The sequence below is a fragment of the Amphiplicatus metriothermophilus genome (assembly GCF_900199215.1).
Taxonomy (GTDB): Bacteria; Pseudomonadota; Alphaproteobacteria; order Caulobacterales; family Parvularculaceae; genus Amphiplicatus; species Amphiplicatus metriothermophilus.
Genome location: NZ_FZQA01000003.1, coordinates 241,626 through 255,292 on the forward strand (window position 1 = coordinate 241,626; position 13,667 = coordinate 255,292).

Below are 13,667 nucleotides of genomic sequence, written 5' to 3' on the forward strand. Positions count from 1 at the left end.
ACGCGCCGCGCGGCGGCGGCGCTTCCTTACGCCGCCCGCCATTTGATCGAGCAGCCCATGCTGGGCGTCTGCGCGCGCGGGCCCTGGCCCGTCTCGGCGATCATGGTCATCGCCTCGACGAGTTCGGGCCGGGCGTCGGGAACGAGCGTCGTTTTCGATTCGTCGAGGCGGCCGCGATACTGCAGCTCGTCCTTCGCGTTGAAGCCGAAGAAATCGGGCGTGCAGATCGCGTCATAGGCCCGCGCGACCTCCTGCGTGCGGTCGATCACATAGGGGAACGTAAAGCGGTGCTCTTCGGCGAAGCGTTTCATGTTCTCGAAAGAGTCTTCCGGATAGTTCTCCGTATCGTTGGGCATGATCGCGATCGCGCCGATCCCGATCTTCTGCAGATCAGCCACCTGCTCGACGAGGCGGTCGATAATGGCGCGCACATAGGGACAATGGTTGCAGATGAACATGACCAGCGTTCCTTTGGGCCCGCGCGCGTCCTCGAAGGTCCATGTCCGTCCTTCCACGCCTTCGAGCGCGAAGTCGCGCGCTTTCCAGCCGAAATCGCAGATCGGCGTTTGCTTGAGCGCCATGGGATCCTCCTGTCTTGCGGATCGACGCGGCCGCGCGCCTGCGACTCCTATAACAGATGCTTCGCCGCCCTTTCGAGATCGTCCGGCGTGTTGACGTTGAGGAAAAAGCCTTCCTCCGGCCAGACGACCGCGCGCGCGCCGCAGGTCGCGGCGAGCGCTTTAAGCGAGAGCGACGGCGCATCCTTCGCCGCCGGCCATGCTTGTGCGAGCGCGGCGCAGGTCCAGTATGCGAAGACAGGATGCGAGCCTTGCGGGTCTGCGGCGATCGCCGGGCCGCCGGCTTCGGCCAGCCGGGCGACGAGATCGGGCGGCGCGAACGGTCCGTCCACCGGCGCCGTGAAAAAACCCCGAGCCTCGGCCGCATTGGCCTCAACCCAGCGCCATAAGGAGAAGATCCCGGCGACCGGCCCGCGAGGCCCCTCTGCGCTGTCGGGGACGCAGGGCAGGCCGGTTCCATAGTCATGCGGGCCGGAAATGACGAGCCGGTCCGCCTGCGGACCGAGCCGCGCCAGCGCATGGTCGACCAGCCGCGCGCCGGCGAGGCGCGCCAGCGCCTTGTCGCGCCCTCCCATGCGCGACGACGCGCCGCCGGCGAGGAGCGCGACGACGCGCGCGGGGGCTTGTCGCGCGGGCCGGTTCGCGGAAGGGTCGTTCATCGCTTCGTTCGCCATCCCGTTCCCGCCGGATCTTCGCTCATGCCGTCGCTCGCCGCCGCCTTCTTCGTCACGGCCCTTCTTTACGCCTCCGTGGGATTCGGCGGCGGGTCCACCTATAACGCGCTGCTCGTCATGGCGGGGGCGGACTATCGCATCCTTCCGGCCGCGGCGCTCTGCTGCAACATCATCGTGGTCGCAGGCGGGGTCTGGCGGTTTCATCGCGAAGGCCTCTCACCCTGGCGCCGGCTTGCGCCGTGGCTGGCGGCGTCGGTTCCGGCGGCCTGGATCGGCGGGCGCGTTCCGGTCTCGGAGACCGTGTTCGTCGGCCTTCTGGGCGGGGCGCTCGCCTTCGCCGGCGCAAGGCTCCTTCTAGGCGGGGCGCCTCGCGATGCGCCCGCGCCGGGCCGCCCGACGCCGCCATGGATCGCCTTCGCCGGCGGCGGGGGCATCGGGCTTCTGTCGGGCCTCGTCGGCGTCGGCGGCGGGATTTTCCTCGCGCCGATCCTGTATTTCGTCCGCTGGGGCCCGCCGCGCCTCATCGCCGCAGCCGCCTCGGCATTCATCCTCGTCAATTCGCTCGCCGGGCTCGCCGGCCAGCTTGCAAAGCTCGGCGATCTGGCGCTTCTGGGCGAGTTCGCCGCCTATTGGCCGCTTTTCCCGGCCGTGCTGGCGGGCGGTCAGATCGGCTCGTTTCTCGGCGCGCGCGGGCTCAGCGAAGGACTGCTGCGACGTTTGACGGCGGCGCTCATCCTTTATGCGGCCGCGCGTTTGCTGCTACGCTGGGGCCGATTGGCGTTCGGCTGAGGGCTGCGCGTGACGACTCTTTCATCTATCGACGCCGCGCGCGAAGCCGGCGCGCCGGCGCGGCCGCTGGTCGACCCGTTCGGTCGGACGATCGCGTATCTGCGGGTCTCGGTGACGGACCGCTGCAATCTGCGCTGCGCCTACTGCATGCCGGAGCGGATGCGGTTTCTTCCGAAGACTGATCTTCTGACGCTCGAAGAGATGGCGCGCATCGTGCGCGCCTTCATCCGCCGCGGCGTGCGCAAGGTGCGCCTGACCGGCGGCGAGCCGCTGGCGCGCCGGGGCGTCGAGGCGCTGATCGCCGATCTCGGCGAGGAAGTCCGGCGCGGCGCGCTCGATGAGCTGACATTGACCACCAACGGCGCGCTGCTCGCGCGCCATGCGGCGGGTCTCGCGGCGGCCGGCGTGCGCCGGATCAACGTTTCGCTCGACACGCTCGACCGCGCGCGCTTCGCGCGGATCGCCCGGCGCGACGCGCTCGCCGACGTGCTCGACGGGATCGAGGCTGCGCGCGCGGCGGGCCTTGCGGTCAAGATCAACACGGTCGCGCTCAAAGACGACAACGCCGACGAAATTCCCGACATCATCGTCTGGGCGCACGGGCGGGGGATGGACGTCTCGCTTATCGAGGTCATGCCCCTCGGCGAGGTGGACGAGGACCGCTTCGATCAATATCTGCCGCTCTGCGAAGTGCGCGCCGCGCTCGAAAAGCGCTGGACCCTGACGGACGTCGCATATCGCACCGGCGGACCGTCGCGCTATGCGCGCGTGGAGCAGACGGGCGGGCGCGTCGGCTTCATCACGCCATTGACGAAGAACTTCTGCGAGGGGTGCAACCGCGTGCGCCTGACCTGCACAGGCAGACTTTACATGTGTCTGGGGCGCGACGACGACGCCGACTTTCGCGCGCTTCTGCGCGCCGGCGCCGACGATGCGACGCTTGACGCCGCGCTCGACGCCGCGATCGCGCGAAAGCCCTGGGGACACGACTTCCGCATCGACCGGCCTGGCGCGGCGCCGGCGGTGGCGCGCGCCATGTCGATGACCGGAGGCTGACGGTGGCGATCCGGGTTCTGTTCTTCGGCCGCCTGCATGAAGTCGTCGGCGCGCGCGAACGCGAGATCGAGCCGCCCGACTGGGTGGACACGCCCGCCGCGCTGATCGACTGGCTGGCCGCCGGCGACGCGCGCATCGGCGCGGCGCTCTCGGCGCCCTCGGTGCGCGTCGCCGTCGATCAGGCGATCGTCGAACGCGACAGCCCGCTCGCCGGCGCGCGCGAGGTCGCTTTCATGCCGCCTTTCAGCGGAGGCTGAGCGGTGGACGCCGAAAAAGTCAGCATACGAATTTCATGGACGCCCTTCGACCCTGAGGCGGAAGCCGCGCATTTCCGCCGTCGCTGCGCGCGCGCGGGCGCGATCGCGACGTTCCTCGGGCAGGTCCGCGGCGAGAACGGCGCGGTGGCGAGCCTCGCGCTCGAACATTATCCAGGCCTGACGGAGGCCGAAATAGGGCGCATCGCCGAACAGGCGTGCGCGCGCTGGCCGCTGGAGGCGGTCGCGATCGCGCATCGCGTCGGCGTCATGGCGCCGGGCGAGCCGATCGTCTTCGTCGCCGCGGCCGCCGCCCATCGCCGGCCGGCCTTCGAAGCGGTCGACTTCCTGATGGATTATCTCAAATCCGAAGCGCCCTTCTGGAAAAAGGAGACCGGCGCGGACGGAAGCGCGCGCTGGATCGAGCCGCGCGCCGAAGACAGCCGCGACAAGGCGCGCTGGGCGCCTGACGCGTCATCGCAAGGAGCGCAACGTGCATGGCGTAAATGAATCCCTCGCCTTCGTGCCGGTCAGGATCGCGATTCTCACCGTATCGGACACGCGCACGCTTGAGACCGACACGTCGGGCGAGACGCTGAAGAACCGGCTCGAAGCCGCGGGACACGTGCTCGCCGACCGCAAGCTGCTGCGCGACGACGCGGACGCAATCCGCGCGCAGGTCCGCGCATGGATCGACGATCCGTCCGTAGACGTCGTCATCACGACGGGAGGCACCGGGCTCACCGGCCGCGACGTCACGGTGGAGGCGGTCAGGCCGCTCTTCGAGAAAGAGATCGAAGGCTTCTCCGTCATCTTCCATCAGGCAAGCTATCGCACGGTGGGGCTGTCGACCTTGCAGTCGCGGGCCTGCGCGGGGCTAGCGCGCGGCACGTTCATTTTCCTGCTGCCGGGCTCGACCGGCGCGGTGAAGGACGCCTGGGATGAGATCATCCGTTATGAGCTCGACGCGCGCTACCGGCCCTGCAACCTTGTCGAGCTGATGCCGCGGCTCATGGAGAAATAGGATGGGCAAGGAAGATTCGCCGCTCACCCATTTCGACGCCGCCGGCCGCCCGCGCATGGTCGACGTGACGCAAAAGGCCGAGACGGCGCGCGAAGCCGTCGCGTCCGGTTTCGTGCGCATGAGCGCCGAAGCGCTGGAGATCGTCCGCACGCGCCGCGGAAAGAAAGGCGACGCGGCCGCGACGGCCGAACTCGCGGGGGTGATGGGCGCAAAACGCGCGGCCGATCTCATCCCGCTGTGCCATCCGCTGCCGCTCTCCAGCGTCGCCGTGGAGGCCGCGCCCGACGAGGCCGCCGGCGGCGTGCGCGTGACGGCGCGGGTGAAGACGACGGCGCGCACCGGCGTCGAGATGGAAGCGCTCGCCGCCGTGTCGGTCGCGTGTCTGACGCTCTATGACATGCTGAAAGCGGCGGACCGGTCGATGTCCATCGAAACGGTGGCGCTCGTCGAGAAGACCGGCGGCGCGTCGGGCGATTACCGGCGGGACGGGGATTCATGATCTCCGTCGCCGAAGCCGTCGAGACGATCCGCCGCGCGCTTTCTCCGCTCGGCGCTGAGGAGGTCGCCGTCGAAGAGGCCGCGGGCCGCACGCTCGCCGCGCCTGTCGTCGCCGCGCTCAGCCAGCCGCCCTTCGCCGCCTCGGCCATGGACGGCTATGCGGTCCGTTTCGCCGAGGCGCAGGCGGAAGGCGCGCGGCTTTCGCTCGCCGGCGTCTCCTCCGCAGGCGAACGGTTCGCCGGGCCGCTGCCGGCGGGCGGCGCGGTGCGCATATTCACCGGCGCGCCCGTTCCCGAAGGCGCCGACCACGTGCTCGTTCAGGAAGAGGCGCGCGCCGAAGGCGGCGAGATCGTCGTCGCCAAGGCGCAGGCGAAGCCGGGCAACATTCGCGCGGCCGGAATCGACTTCCGCGAAGGCGAGCGCCTGCTCGAAAGGGGGACGCGGCTGACGGGCCCCGCGCTCGCGCTGGCGGCGGCCGCCGGCGCGGCGCGCCTTCCCGTCGTTCGCCGCCCGCGCGTCGCGCTCATCGCCAATGGCGACGAGCTGGTCCTCCCGGGAAAAGATCTGGAGCCGGATCAGATCGTCTGCTCGATCCCATACGGGCTCGGCCCCATGATCGAAGGCTGGGGCGCAGACGCGACGTTCCTCGGGATCGCGCCCGACGAAAGGAGCGCCATTCGGCGGCTGGTCGCGCAGGCGACGGACTGCGACCTCATCGTTCCCATCGGCGGCGCGTCCGTGGGCGAGCGCGACTTCATGCGCGCGGTCTTCGCCGATCTCGGTTTCCGGCCGCTTTTCGAGAAGGTCGCGGTCAAGCCGGGCAAGCCGACCTGGTTCGCGCCGGGGAAAAGCGCGGCCGCGCTGGGGCTGCCGGGCAATCCGGCCTCGGCGCTGGTCATGGCGATTTTGCTGCTCAAGCCGGCCGTCGCGCGCCTTCTCGGCCAGGCGGGAGAGGCGCGCCTCATCCGCGCCCGGACGGAAACGCCGCTGCCGGCGACCGGACCGCGCGAGACGTATCTGCGCGCGCGCCTGATCGAAGGCGAGGACGGCGCGCGCCGCGTCGCAGCCTTCGGGAATCAGGACAGCTCGCTGTTGTCAGTCTTCGCGCGCGCCGACGTTCTCATCCGCCGGCCGGCCGGGGCGCCGCCCGCGTCCGCCGGCGCGCCGGTCGCGTGCGTGGCGATCTGATCGGGCAGGGCAGGGGAAGCCGCCGCCAGCGCCGTCAGACGACGGGTTGCGGTCCTTGGCCGCCGAACCGCTTTCTGTAATCGTTCGGGCACGTTCCCGTATGGCGCTTGAACAGAGCGCGAAAGAAAATGAGATCGGCGTAACCGACTTCCTGGGCCACCTCCTGAATCGTCAGACGGCCGTTTTCGAGAAGGCGCTTGGCCATCGCGATCCGGAGCGACTGAAGATAGCCCATTGGCGTTTCGCCGGTGGCCTGCTTGAAGCGTCGGATGAAGTTGCGCGCGCTCATGCCAAGCTCCGCCGCGAGCGTCTCTATCCGTACGACTTGCGAATAGTTTTTCTGCAGCCACCCCTGCGCCCGGTGAATGCGCTCGTCGTCATGCGGCGGCCGCATGGAGAAATGGGTGAATGCGTTCTGCCATGTGCGCGGCATTTCGATCAGCAACGCTTTCGCGCATCGCGTCGCGGTTTCACGCCCGCAAAATTTCTCGACGAGATAAAGGGCGAGGTCGGCCGCGGAGTTGATTCCCCCGCCGCAATAGAAGCGGCCGGCGTCGGTCACCAGATATTCCGGCCGCCAATCGACGCGGGGAAAGCGTCGGGCATATTGCTCCACCAGGCCCCAATGAGCCGTCGCAGGCTTTCCGTCGAGAAGGCCCGCTTCGGCGACCAGCGCGACGCCGGAGCATACGGCGGCGATCTGCGCGCCGTCTTCAGCCCAGCGTTTGAGCCAGCCGACCGTTTCGACGTTTCGGTCGATGACCGCATCAATGTCGTAGCCGTTCTGCGCGAGCGCCTCGAGCTCAAGGCCGCCGGCCGGCACGAAAACGAGATGCGGCGATGCGATGTCCCTGAAAGAGCGCTCCGGCCGCAGGCTGATCAGGCGATCGGTCCTCACGGGCTCGCCGTCGAGCGACGCCGTCGTCACGCGGAACCGCGGTCGCGGCGGCTCGCCGCTGACGAGATTCCAGAACACGCCGGCGTTGCAGAATATCTCTGTGGGCAACGTCGCCGTCGAGGCGCAGCCGCCGTTCAGAAAAAGGACGGCCACATTCATCATGACGGCGCCCCTTTGGCGTTTTTCACTATCTACTATGTCATATTCGCCATCTGCCCGACAAGCGGCCCGTCCGCCATGTTGGCGCCGTCCAACAGATCGGAAGGGAGACGGACATGTTGAGGAAATACGTGATCGAACGAGATATCCCGGGCGTGGGCGATTTGGGTCCGACGCAGCTGGGCGAGGCTGCCAGCAAGTCGAATGCGGCGCTGGGCAAGCTCAGGGGAATTCAATGGCAGCACTCTTACGTGACGCGGGACAAGACATTCTGCATCTATCTTGCGGAGAGCGAGGAGGCGATCCGCGAACACTCTCTGCTGTCGGGCTTTCCCGTCGCCCGGATCACCGAAGTCTCCGGCGTCATCGACCCGAGCACCGAGCGGAAATGCGAACTGGTTTCGGCGTGAGCCGATAACGTTTCAGCCGAATCAGCCAGGCGCGTTCGTCGGCGTTAAAGGCGAAGGCCGGAACCCTTTCACCGCCGGGCGGATCGCCATGTCTTGCGCCGGATTCCTTCCGGCGTGCTGATTGACCGGATCAAATGAGATCGGTCTTTCCTGGTCATCGCGGAAGACCTGCCCGCCGCCTTGAGGCGATCGCTGCGGCGCGTGGGGTCGAACGCGATGATCTTCAGGCTTTTGCGGGTCGCGCTCGGGACGGCCATGACTGCTTGCGGGACTGGCCGCCGATGGCGGAGAGGAAGGGATTCGAACCCTCGAAGCGGCTTTTGACCGCTTACTCCCTTAGCAGGGGAGCGCCTTCGACCACTCGGCCACCTCTCCGCGGCGGAAAATGTCGGCATTTCGCCGGCATGGCAAGGCTGGCCGGCCGGCTCGGGGAAAAAATCCGCAAGCCCCGCGCAACGCCGGGCCTTTCAGGAAAAGCCGTTCGCAAGGGCCGATCGCCGGCGGGCGGCGATCGGGACAGCCTGGCGCTGCGGAAGAACCCGTCCCGCGCGCCTGAAAAAAAATCGCCGGTGCGCGCCGATTTTTTTTCGATCCGCGCCGTCCGGGCGCCATCGTATACGAAATTCTGGCGCGGGAGAACGGAACCAACCTATTGATTTCATGAAGACTTTTCGCCCGCTGCGAGAGCGACTCCGCACTGGCGCGGATAGTTATCCCCGCCTTTCGCGCCGGCCTTAAACTGCCTGTCGTCCCGCGCATGGGACGAGACTGAAGCAGGACGCGATAAAGGACATGCAGGCTTTTTCGACCCGGAACGCGGCGCCGCGCCGCCGGCGATCAGGCCGCTTCGAGCAGGCCGCGGAAAAAGGCCGCGCCGTCGACGCCGCCGAGCAGCGGCGAGATTGCGCGCTCCGGGTGCGGCATCATGCCGAGAACGTTGCCGGCCTCGTTGAGAACGCCGGCGATGTCGCGCGCCGAGCCGTTGGGATTGTCCACATAGCGGAAGGCGACGCGGCCCTCGCCTTCGAGGCGGTTCAGCGTCTCCGCGTCGGCGAAGTAATTGCCGTCGTGATGGGCGACGGGGAAGTTCACATACTGGCCCTGGGCGAAGCCGCTGGTGAACAGGGACTGGCTGTTCTCGACGCGCAGCGCGACGGTCCGGCACACGAAATCGAGGCCGGCGTTGCGCAGCAGCGCGCCGGGCAGAAGGCCCGCCTCGCACAGGATCTGGAATCCGTTGCAGATGCCGAGCACGGGCGTTCCGTCGCGCGCCTTCTCCACGACCGCGCGCATGATCGGCGAGCGCGCCGCCATCGCCCCGGCGCGCAGATAGTCGCCATAGGAGAATCCGCCCGGCAGCACGATGAAGTCCGTGTCGGGAAGCTCGCTGTCGCCGTGCCAGACCATGCGGGGCTTCTTGCCGGTCGCCATTTCGAGCGCCGCGGCCGCGTCCCGGTCGCAATTGGAGGCGGGAAAGACGATGACCGAAGGCTTCATGGCTCAGGCCGTGATCTCGATGGCGTAGTTCTCCATCACCGGATTGGCGAGGAGCTTTTTGCACATCTCTTCGGCCTTGGCGCGCGCGGCGGCCTCGTCGGTCTCGTCGAGGGTGAGCACGATCTCCTTGCCCTGACGCACGTCGCTGACGGTGTCGAAGCCGAGGCCCCTGAGCGCGCCTTCGATCGCCTTGCCTTGCGGGTCGAGCACGCCGGGTTTGAGGGTGATGTGGATTTTCGCTTTCATGAAGGCCTCGCGCGGCTGCGCCGATCCCATAAAGCGACCCCGCGATTCCCGCAACAGCCGAAACGGGCGGGGGAGAGAGAAGGGCGCGCGAGGCGTCGCGCCGCGCAGCCTGCTCCTGCAAATTCGGGTTCCGGTTTCGCCGCGCGCGCCCTATATCCCCGCCGCCGATTCGCAGGAGCCTTCCGCGCCGATGAGTCCGATCATTTCCGTTCGCGCCGCCGCGCCCGGCGATCTCAAGGCCATCGTGGCCATGTGCGACGCGCTGAACGCCCATTCTGGCCTGCCGACCGGACGGCTCGATCCGCGCCGCTTCCGGGGCGCGCTGTTCGGGCGCAGGGCTTTCGTCTTCGCGGATATCGCCGAGGCGATGGAGGCGGGCGACCCGCGTCCCTCGCCGGCGGGCTATGCGCTTTCGCACGACAGCTTTACGACCGACCACGGCGAGCGGGGCATGTATCTCATCGACATCTATGTGGAGCCGGCCTGGCGGCGGGCCGGGGTCGGCCGCCGGCTGATGGCCGCGGTCGCGGCGCGCGCGCGCCGACGCGGCGCGACGCATCTGTGGTGGGCCTCGATGCCGCGGAATTATCAGGCGCGCCGGTTTTACGCCGCCCTGGGCGCGAGCGACGAGCCTCTGCACAGCCACGCCGTCTTCGGCCGGGCGTTCGAACGGCTGGCCGCGGCCGGCGCGCGCCGTCAGAAGCCGTAGGACAGGAAAAAGCGCATGTCGGCGTCGGGCGCGCGCGCGGACAGGCCGAACAGGGCGCCGGCCTCGTATTTCAGCCCCCGCGCGATCTTTCCCTTCGCCACGAAGCCGAGCTGATGGCGCTGGTCGTCGAAACCGCCGAGATCGGCGGTGGCGTTGTAATCGTTGAACATCTGCGCGCCGAAGCGGAACCCGTCGCCGAAGCCGCGCGTCGCCTCGAAACGGGTCTCGAGCGTCAGCCCGTCGCGGGCGCGATCGCCATATTCCCGGCCGGCGTAGAGATTGCCGCGCAGCTCCCACGGGCCCTCGCCGGGCTCGACCTTCGCCAGCCAGCCGACGCGCACGCGTCCCGGCCCGTCGCCGTCGTCGGGAATGACCACGTCGAAATTGAAGGCGCTGTCCCAGCCCGCTTCCTCGTCCTCCAGAAACTGCCAGCGCGCGTCGAGCGTCGCCGAGCGGAAGTCGAGGTCGCCGTCGCCGCGCTTTCTTTGGCTGACGATGACGCGCGCCCGCCAGCTGTCGTTGAACGAATGCTGATAATGCAGCCGATGGGCGAAGGCGGCCTCGCGCCCGTCATGGGCCGGCGCGAAGGCGGCGCGGTACTCGACCGCCCGGTCGCCGGCCTTCACGTCGGCGTTCGACACGCCCGACGTGTTTTGGGCGCGCGCCGAAGGGGCGGCGACGCCGGCCGCCGCGACGGCGAGCGCGATTCCGATAAGGGACGTTCTGACCGACAAGGCCGACCCCGCAAGGCGCATTTTTTGCGCCTCATAACGGGGGCGGGATCCGATTGCAAGCATTCGCGCCTGGCGCCGCGGCGCGGCGCCTCGCCGCGCAGGCGCGAAAGGCAGGCCTTACTTCTCGTTGTCGGTGACCAGCACAGGCCCGCGCGCGCCCTGGCCTTCGACGTCGCGCAGCACGCCGAGCCGGCGCGCCACCTCGCGATAGGCCTCGGTGACGCCGCCGAGATCCTTGCGGAAGCGGTCCTTGTCCATGATGTCGCCGGACTCCATGTCCCACAGCCGGCAGGAATCGGGGCTGATCTCGTCCGCGACGACGAGGCGCACCATGTCGCCCTCATATTGCCGGCCGAACTCGACCTTGAAGTCGACGAGGCGGATGCCGACGCCGGCGAACAGCCCGGCGAGGAAGTCGTTGATGCGCAGGGCGAGCGCCATCATGTCGTCGATCTCCTGCGGGCTCGCCCAGTTGAAGGCGGTGATGTGCTCTTCCGCGACCATGGGATCGCCGAGCGCGTCGTTCTTGTAATAGAACTCGATCACCGAGCGCGGCAGGGCGGAGCCTTCCTCCAGCCCCAGACGCTTGGCGATGGAGCCCGCCGCGACGTTGCGCACCACCACTTCGAGCGGAATGATCTCCACATGGCGGATGAGCTGCTCGCGCATGTTCAGCCGCCTGATGAAGTGGGTCGGCACGCCGATGCGCTCCAGGCCGAGCATGATGAACTCGGAGATGCGGTTGTTGAGCACGCCCTTGCCTTCCAGCACGGCGCGCTTCTGGTTGTTGAAGGCGGTGGCGTCGTCCTTGAAATACTGGATGAGGGTGCCGGGCTCCGGCCCCTCGAACAGGATCTTCGCCTTGCCTTCGTAGATTTGCTTGCGGCGGGCCATGGGGGTCGTCCTCGCTCAGAATTCGTCAATACGCCGCCGGTCCGGGCGGCCGCGGCGCGCTTCGGGGCGCGGCGGGCCTCGCCCGTCGCCTCCATCGCTAGCATACGCCCCGGCGGGGGAGAAGGCGGCGTCTATAGGCCGGAAGGCCGGCCAAGGGAACCCCCGCGGGCCCCGCCCGCGCCGGTTGCGGCGCCTTGCGCCTGCAAGCCCGTGACGGCCCCGGAAATCCCGGCTAAAGACCTTGGCGGGGGGCCGCCGCCCGCCCGATACGCCCATCCGTTCCGTTCATTTTCGAGAGGCGCAGATGACGAGTTTTGACGACCGGAAAGAGAGTTTCGAGAAGAAATTCGCTCATGACGCTACGCTGCGGTTCAAGGCCGAGGCGCGGCGCAACAAGCTTCTCGGGCAATGGGCGGCGAAGCTTCTCGGACTCGAAGGCGACAAGGCCGCCGAATATGTGGCCTCCGTCATCAAGGCCGACCTGCAGGAGGCCGGCGACGAGGACGTCTTCCGCAAGCTCCGCGCCGATTTCGACGCCGCCGGCGTCGAACAGTCCGACCACCAGATTCGCCGGCACATGGAGGAATTCATGCGCGAGGCGATGAAGCAGGTCCATGAGGAGGGGTGAGGCCTTAGGCATGAACGCTTCGCGCTGAACCGATTGAAATATGCGGGAGAGCAATGCCGCCCGTACTGAAGCAAGGGCCTTGCCGCCTCTTCTTCTATTCAAACGAGGGAAGCCCCCGCGAGCCTGTTCATGCGCATGTGCGAAGCGGCGGAAATGAAGCGAAGATTTGGCTCCATCCGGCTGTTTGCGCAGCCGAAAGCTTTGGGTTCAATTCGAAAGAGCTGAAAGATATGATCTCTTTGGTTGAAGCTAACCGCACGCGGATCGAGCAGGCATGGCATGACCATTTCGGCCGCTAAGGCGCGCTTTGACGACAGTACGATGTGGGTGGAGCTCAATGACGGGCGCGCCATCGGCGCGCCTTTGGCCTGGTTTCCTCGCCTGCTGCATGCAAAACCCCGCGAACGCGAGGCAATCGAGATCACGGCCCTCGGTTTGCGCTGGGATGCGCTTGACGAGGATATTTCCATCGCCGGCCTTTTGGCCGGGCGCGCAGACCAGACAGTCCGTCAGCCGAATGTCGCCTGAGACGCAAGCCCGGGCATGGGCTCCTTTGTTTGGGGAAAACGACTGCGCCTCGCGCTGTCGTCGCGGCGCGCGGCGGCCTAGCATCGCCCCGCACGCGACATCGAGGAGGCGACATGGCTGAGGGCGGCGCGGGACGGCTTGCGGGCAAGAAGGCGTTCATCACGGGCGGGGCGCAGGGGCTCGGCGCGTGCTTCGCGCGCATGTTCGTGGCGCATGGGGCCAGGGTCTTCGTCACCGACGTCAACGGCGAAGGGGCGGCGCGCGTCGCCGTCGAGATCGACAAGGCGCATCCGGGCGCGGCCTTCTCGGCCGTCCATGACGTGACGAAGAAGGCGCACTGGGAAGCGGCGCTCGCCGAAGCCGACAGGGCGATGGGCGGGATAAACGTGCTCGTCAACAACGCCGGCGTCGGCGGCTGGGGCAATATCGAGGACGAGACCTGGGAGGGATGGCGGCGCACTTTCGAGATCGACGTCGATTCGATCTTCATCGGCACGCAGCTCGCCATGCCTTACCTGAAGAAGTCCCAGCCGGCCTCCATCATCAATATTTCATCCGTAGCCGGAATGATAGCGCACGGGAACATGCTCGCCTACAACGCCGCCAAGGCGGCGGTGTGGATGATGTCGAAGTCGATAGCGCTGCATTGCGCGTCGGCGGGCTACGACATCCGGTGCAATTCCGTGCACCCTGTTTTCACGCGCACGCCGATCGTCGATCCGTTGATCGCGCTCGGCGGCGGCGGCGAGGAGGGCGAAAGGCGGCTCGCGCGCCAGATTCCGCTGCGCCGGCTCGGCGAGCCGGAGGATGTCGGCCATGTCGTCGTCTATCTCGCCTCGGACGAAAGCCGCTTCGTCACCGGCTCGGAGTTCAAGGTCGACGGCGGAATCACCGCGCAGTAGT

At 67.8% G+C, this 13,667-nt stretch carries 20 protein-coding genes and 1 tRNA gene; 13 read left to right on the forward strand and 8 right to left on the reverse strand.

What is annotated here, in order from left to right:
- Window positions 1–26: 26 nt before the first annotated feature.
- Together CHB64_RS08855 and mobA are read right to left on the reverse strand one after the other, a co-directional pair.
- Window positions 27–581, reverse strand: coding sequence for a thioredoxin family protein (locus CHB64_RS08855; protein ID WP_089412254.1), 555 nt, complete (start codon window positions 579–581; stop codon window positions 27–29).
- 47 nt (window positions 582–628) lie between these two features.
- On the reverse strand, window positions 629–1,252 hold the full coding sequence (mobA, locus tag CHB64_RS08860) for a molybdenum cofactor guanylyltransferase (RefSeq protein WP_089412255.1): 624 nt from the start codon (window positions 1,250–1,252) through the stop codon (window positions 629–631).
- 24 nt (window positions 1,253–1,276) lie between these two features.
- On the opposite strand from mobA, the gene CHB64_RS08865 reads away from it, so the two are divergent.
- The 7 genes from CHB64_RS08865 to CHB64_RS08895 are packed head-to-tail and all read left to right on the forward strand — an operon-like array spanning window position 1,277 to window position 6,061.
- The gene (locus CHB64_RS08865; protein WP_089412256.1) at window positions 1,277–2,041 is read left to right on the forward strand and encodes a sulfite exporter TauE/SafE family protein; all 765 of its coding nucleotides are present in this window, start codon (window positions 1,277–1,279) and stop codon (window positions 2,039–2,041) included.
- Window positions 2,042–2,050: 9 nt separating this feature from the next.
- On the forward strand, window positions 2,051–3,097 hold the full coding sequence (gene moaA, locus CHB64_RS08870; RefSeq protein ID WP_089412257.1) for a GTP 3',8-cyclase MoaA: 1,047 nt from the start codon (window positions 2,051–2,053) through the stop codon (window positions 3,095–3,097).
- A 2-nt stretch (window positions 3,098–3,099) separates the two neighbouring features.
- Window positions 3,100–3,354, forward strand: coding sequence for a MoaD/ThiS family protein (locus CHB64_RS08875; RefSeq protein ID WP_200815297.1), 255 nt, complete (start codon window positions 3,100–3,102; stop codon window positions 3,352–3,354).
- 3 nt (window positions 3,355–3,357) lie between these two features.
- Window positions 3,358–3,861, forward strand: coding sequence for a molybdenum cofactor biosynthesis protein MoaE (locus tag CHB64_RS08880; RefSeq protein ID WP_234993340.1), 504 nt, complete (start codon window positions 3,358–3,360; stop codon window positions 3,859–3,861).
- A complete protein-coding gene (moaB, locus tag CHB64_RS08885) occupies window positions 3,845–4,375 on the forward strand; it encodes a molybdenum cofactor biosynthesis protein B (protein ID WP_089412258.1) in 531 nt (176 codons plus the stop codon). The genes CHB64_RS08880 and moaB overlap by 17 nt, the downstream gene beginning before the upstream one ends.
- A gap of 1 nt (window position 4,376) precedes the next feature.
- Window positions 4,377–4,874 carry a cyclic pyranopterin monophosphate synthase MoaC gene (gene moaC, locus CHB64_RS08890; protein WP_089412259.1) on the forward strand — a complete coding sequence of 166 codons (498 nt, stop codon included), beginning with the start codon at window positions 4,377–4,379 and terminating at the stop codon, window positions 4,872–4,874.
- On the forward strand, window positions 4,871–6,061 hold the full coding sequence (locus CHB64_RS08895) for a molybdopterin molybdotransferase MoeA (protein ID WP_089412260.1): 1,191 nt from the start codon (window positions 4,871–4,873) through the stop codon (window positions 6,059–6,061). Before moaC ends, CHB64_RS08895 begins: the two co-directional genes overlap by 4 nt.
- A gap of 34 nt (window positions 6,062–6,095) precedes the next feature.
- Here CHB64_RS08895 and CHB64_RS08900 read toward each other — a convergent pair whose 3' ends face one another.
- Entirely contained in the window at window positions 6,096–7,121 is a 1,026-nt protein-coding gene (locus tag CHB64_RS08900; protein WP_089412261.1) for a GlxA family transcriptional regulator, read from the reverse strand.
- Window positions 7,122–7,234: 113 nt separating this feature from the next.
- On the opposite strand from CHB64_RS08900, the gene CHB64_RS08905 reads away from it, so the two are divergent.
- On the forward strand, window positions 7,235–7,528 hold the full coding sequence (locus tag CHB64_RS08905) for a DUF4242 domain-containing protein (protein WP_200815298.1): 294 nt from the start codon (window positions 7,235–7,237) through the stop codon (window positions 7,526–7,528).
- 282 nt (window positions 7,529–7,810) lie between these two features.
- Here CHB64_RS08905 and CHB64_RS08915 read toward each other — a convergent pair.
- From CHB64_RS08915 to purS, 3 genes are all read right to left on the reverse strand, one after another.
- Window positions 7,811–7,903, reverse strand: a tRNA-Ser gene (locus CHB64_RS08915).
- A gap of 462 nt (window positions 7,904–8,365) precedes the next feature.
- Entirely contained in the window at window positions 8,366–9,025 is a 660-nt protein-coding gene (gene purQ, locus CHB64_RS08925) for a phosphoribosylformylglycinamidine synthase subunit PurQ (protein ID WP_089412264.1), read from the reverse strand.
- A 3-nt stretch (window positions 9,026–9,028) separates the two neighbouring features.
- Window positions 9,029–9,271 (reverse strand): phosphoribosylformylglycinamidine synthase subunit PurS, encoded by a 243-nt coding sequence (purS, locus tag CHB64_RS08930; protein WP_089412265.1) that lies wholly within the window; start codon window positions 9,269–9,271, stop codon window positions 9,029–9,031.
- A 190-nt stretch (window positions 9,272–9,461) separates the two neighbouring features.
- Between purS and CHB64_RS08935 the strand changes: the two genes are divergently transcribed.
- Window positions 9,462–9,980 carry a GNAT family N-acetyltransferase gene (locus CHB64_RS08935; RefSeq protein ID WP_159462461.1) on the forward strand — a complete coding sequence of 173 codons (519 nt, stop codon included), beginning with the start codon at window positions 9,462–9,464 and terminating at the stop codon, window positions 9,978–9,980.
- On the opposite strand, the gene CHB64_RS08940 is transcribed toward CHB64_RS08935, so the two are convergent.
- Both CHB64_RS08940 and purC read right to left on the reverse strand, forming a co-directional pair.
- Window positions 9,968–10,714 (reverse strand): hypothetical protein, encoded by a 747-nt coding sequence (locus tag CHB64_RS08940; RefSeq protein ID WP_143265980.1) that lies wholly within the window; start codon window positions 10,712–10,714, stop codon window positions 9,968–9,970. The two genes, CHB64_RS08935 and CHB64_RS08940, sit on opposite strands and share 13 nt — an antisense overlap.
- A gap of 117 nt (window positions 10,715–10,831) precedes the next feature.
- Window positions 10,832–11,608: a phosphoribosylaminoimidazolesuccinocarboxamide synthase gene (gene purC / locus CHB64_RS08945; RefSeq protein ID WP_089412268.1), complete on the reverse strand. Its 777-nt coding sequence runs from the start codon at window positions 11,606–11,608 to the stop codon at window positions 10,832–10,834.
- 304 nt (window positions 11,609–11,912) lie between these two features.
- Between purC and CHB64_RS08950 the strand changes: the two genes are divergently transcribed.
- The 4 genes from CHB64_RS08950 (at window position 11,913) to CHB64_RS08965 (ending at window position 13,666) form a co-directional block, all read left to right on the forward strand.
- Window positions 11,913–12,236: a DUF1476 domain-containing protein gene (locus CHB64_RS08950; protein WP_089412269.1), complete on the forward strand. Its 324-nt coding sequence runs from the start codon at window positions 11,913–11,915 to the stop codon at window positions 12,234–12,236.
- A 53-nt stretch (window positions 12,237–12,289) separates the two neighbouring features.
- On the forward strand, window positions 12,290–12,535 hold the full coding sequence (locus CHB64_RS08955; protein WP_089412270.1) for a DUF4160 domain-containing protein: 246 nt from the start codon (window positions 12,290–12,292) through the stop codon (window positions 12,533–12,535).
- The gene (locus CHB64_RS08960; protein ID WP_089412271.1) at window positions 12,516–12,764 is read left to right on the forward strand and encodes a DUF2442 domain-containing protein; all 249 of its coding nucleotides are present in this window, start codon (window positions 12,516–12,518) and stop codon (window positions 12,762–12,764) included. Before CHB64_RS08955 ends, CHB64_RS08960 begins: the two co-directional genes overlap by 20 nt.
- 113 nt (window positions 12,765–12,877) lie before the next feature.
- Window positions 12,878–13,666, forward strand: coding sequence for an SDR family oxidoreductase (locus CHB64_RS08965; protein ID WP_089412272.1), 789 nt, complete (start codon window positions 12,878–12,880; stop codon window positions 13,664–13,666).
- The last annotated feature ends 1 nt before the right edge of the window (window position 13,667 follow it).

What these genes read in the sequence shown, in the direction of transcription:
- CHB64_RS08855 (WP_089412254.1), bottom strand. Translation starts at nt 581, where the DNA reads ATGGCGCTCAAGCAAACGCCGATCTGCGATTTCGGCTGGAAAGCGCGC.
- mobA (WP_089412255.1), bottom strand. Translation starts at nt 1,252, where the DNA reads ATGGCGAACGAAGCGATGAACGACCCTTCCGCGAACCGGCCCGCGCGA.
- CHB64_RS08865 (WP_089412256.1), top strand. Translation starts at nt 1,277, where the DNA reads ATGCCGTCGCTCGCCGCCGCCTTCTTCGTCACGGCCCTTCTTTACGCC.
- moaC (WP_089412259.1), top strand. Translation starts at nt 4,377, where the DNA reads ATGGGCAAGGAAGATTCGCCGCTCACCCATTTCGACGCCGCCGGCCGC.
- CHB64_RS08895 (WP_089412260.1), top strand. Translation starts at nt 4,871, where the DNA reads ATGATCTCCGTCGCCGAAGCCGTCGAGACGATCCGCCGCGCGCTTTCT.
- CHB64_RS08900 (WP_089412261.1), bottom strand. Translation starts at nt 7,121, where the DNA reads ATGATGAATGTGGCCGTCCTTTTTCTGAACGGCGGCTGCGCCTCGACG.
- CHB64_RS08905 (WP_200815298.1), top strand. Translation starts at nt 7,235, where the DNA reads ATGTTGAGGAAATACGTGATCGAACGAGATATCCCGGGCGTGGGCGAT.
- purQ (WP_089412264.1), bottom strand. Translation starts at nt 9,025, where the DNA reads ATGAAGCCTTCGGTCATCGTCTTTCCCGCCTCCAATTGCGACCGGGAC.
- purS (WP_089412265.1), bottom strand. Translation starts at nt 9,271, where the DNA reads ATGAAAGCGAAAATCCACATCACCCTCAAACCCGGCGTGCTCGACCCG.
- CHB64_RS08935 (WP_159462461.1), top strand. Translation starts at nt 9,462, where the DNA reads ATGAGTCCGATCATTTCCGTTCGCGCCGCCGCGCCCGGCGATCTCAAG.
- purC (WP_089412268.1), bottom strand. Translation starts at nt 11,608, where the DNA reads ATGGCCCGCCGCAAGCAAATCTACGAAGGCAAGGCGAAGATCCTGTTC.
- CHB64_RS08950 (WP_089412269.1), top strand. Translation starts at nt 11,913, where the DNA reads ATGACGAGTTTTGACGACCGGAAAGAGAGTTTCGAGAAGAAATTCGCT.
- CHB64_RS08955 (WP_089412270.1), top strand. Translation starts at nt 12,290, where the DNA reads ATGCCGCCCGTACTGAAGCAAGGGCCTTGCCGCCTCTTCTTCTATTCA.
- CHB64_RS08960 (WP_089412271.1), top strand. Translation starts at nt 12,516, where the DNA reads ATGACCATTTCGGCCGCTAAGGCGCGCTTTGACGACAGTACGATGTGG.
- CHB64_RS08965 (WP_089412272.1), top strand. Translation starts at nt 12,878, where the DNA reads ATGGCTGAGGGCGGCGCGGGACGGCTTGCGGGCAAGAAGGCGTTCATC.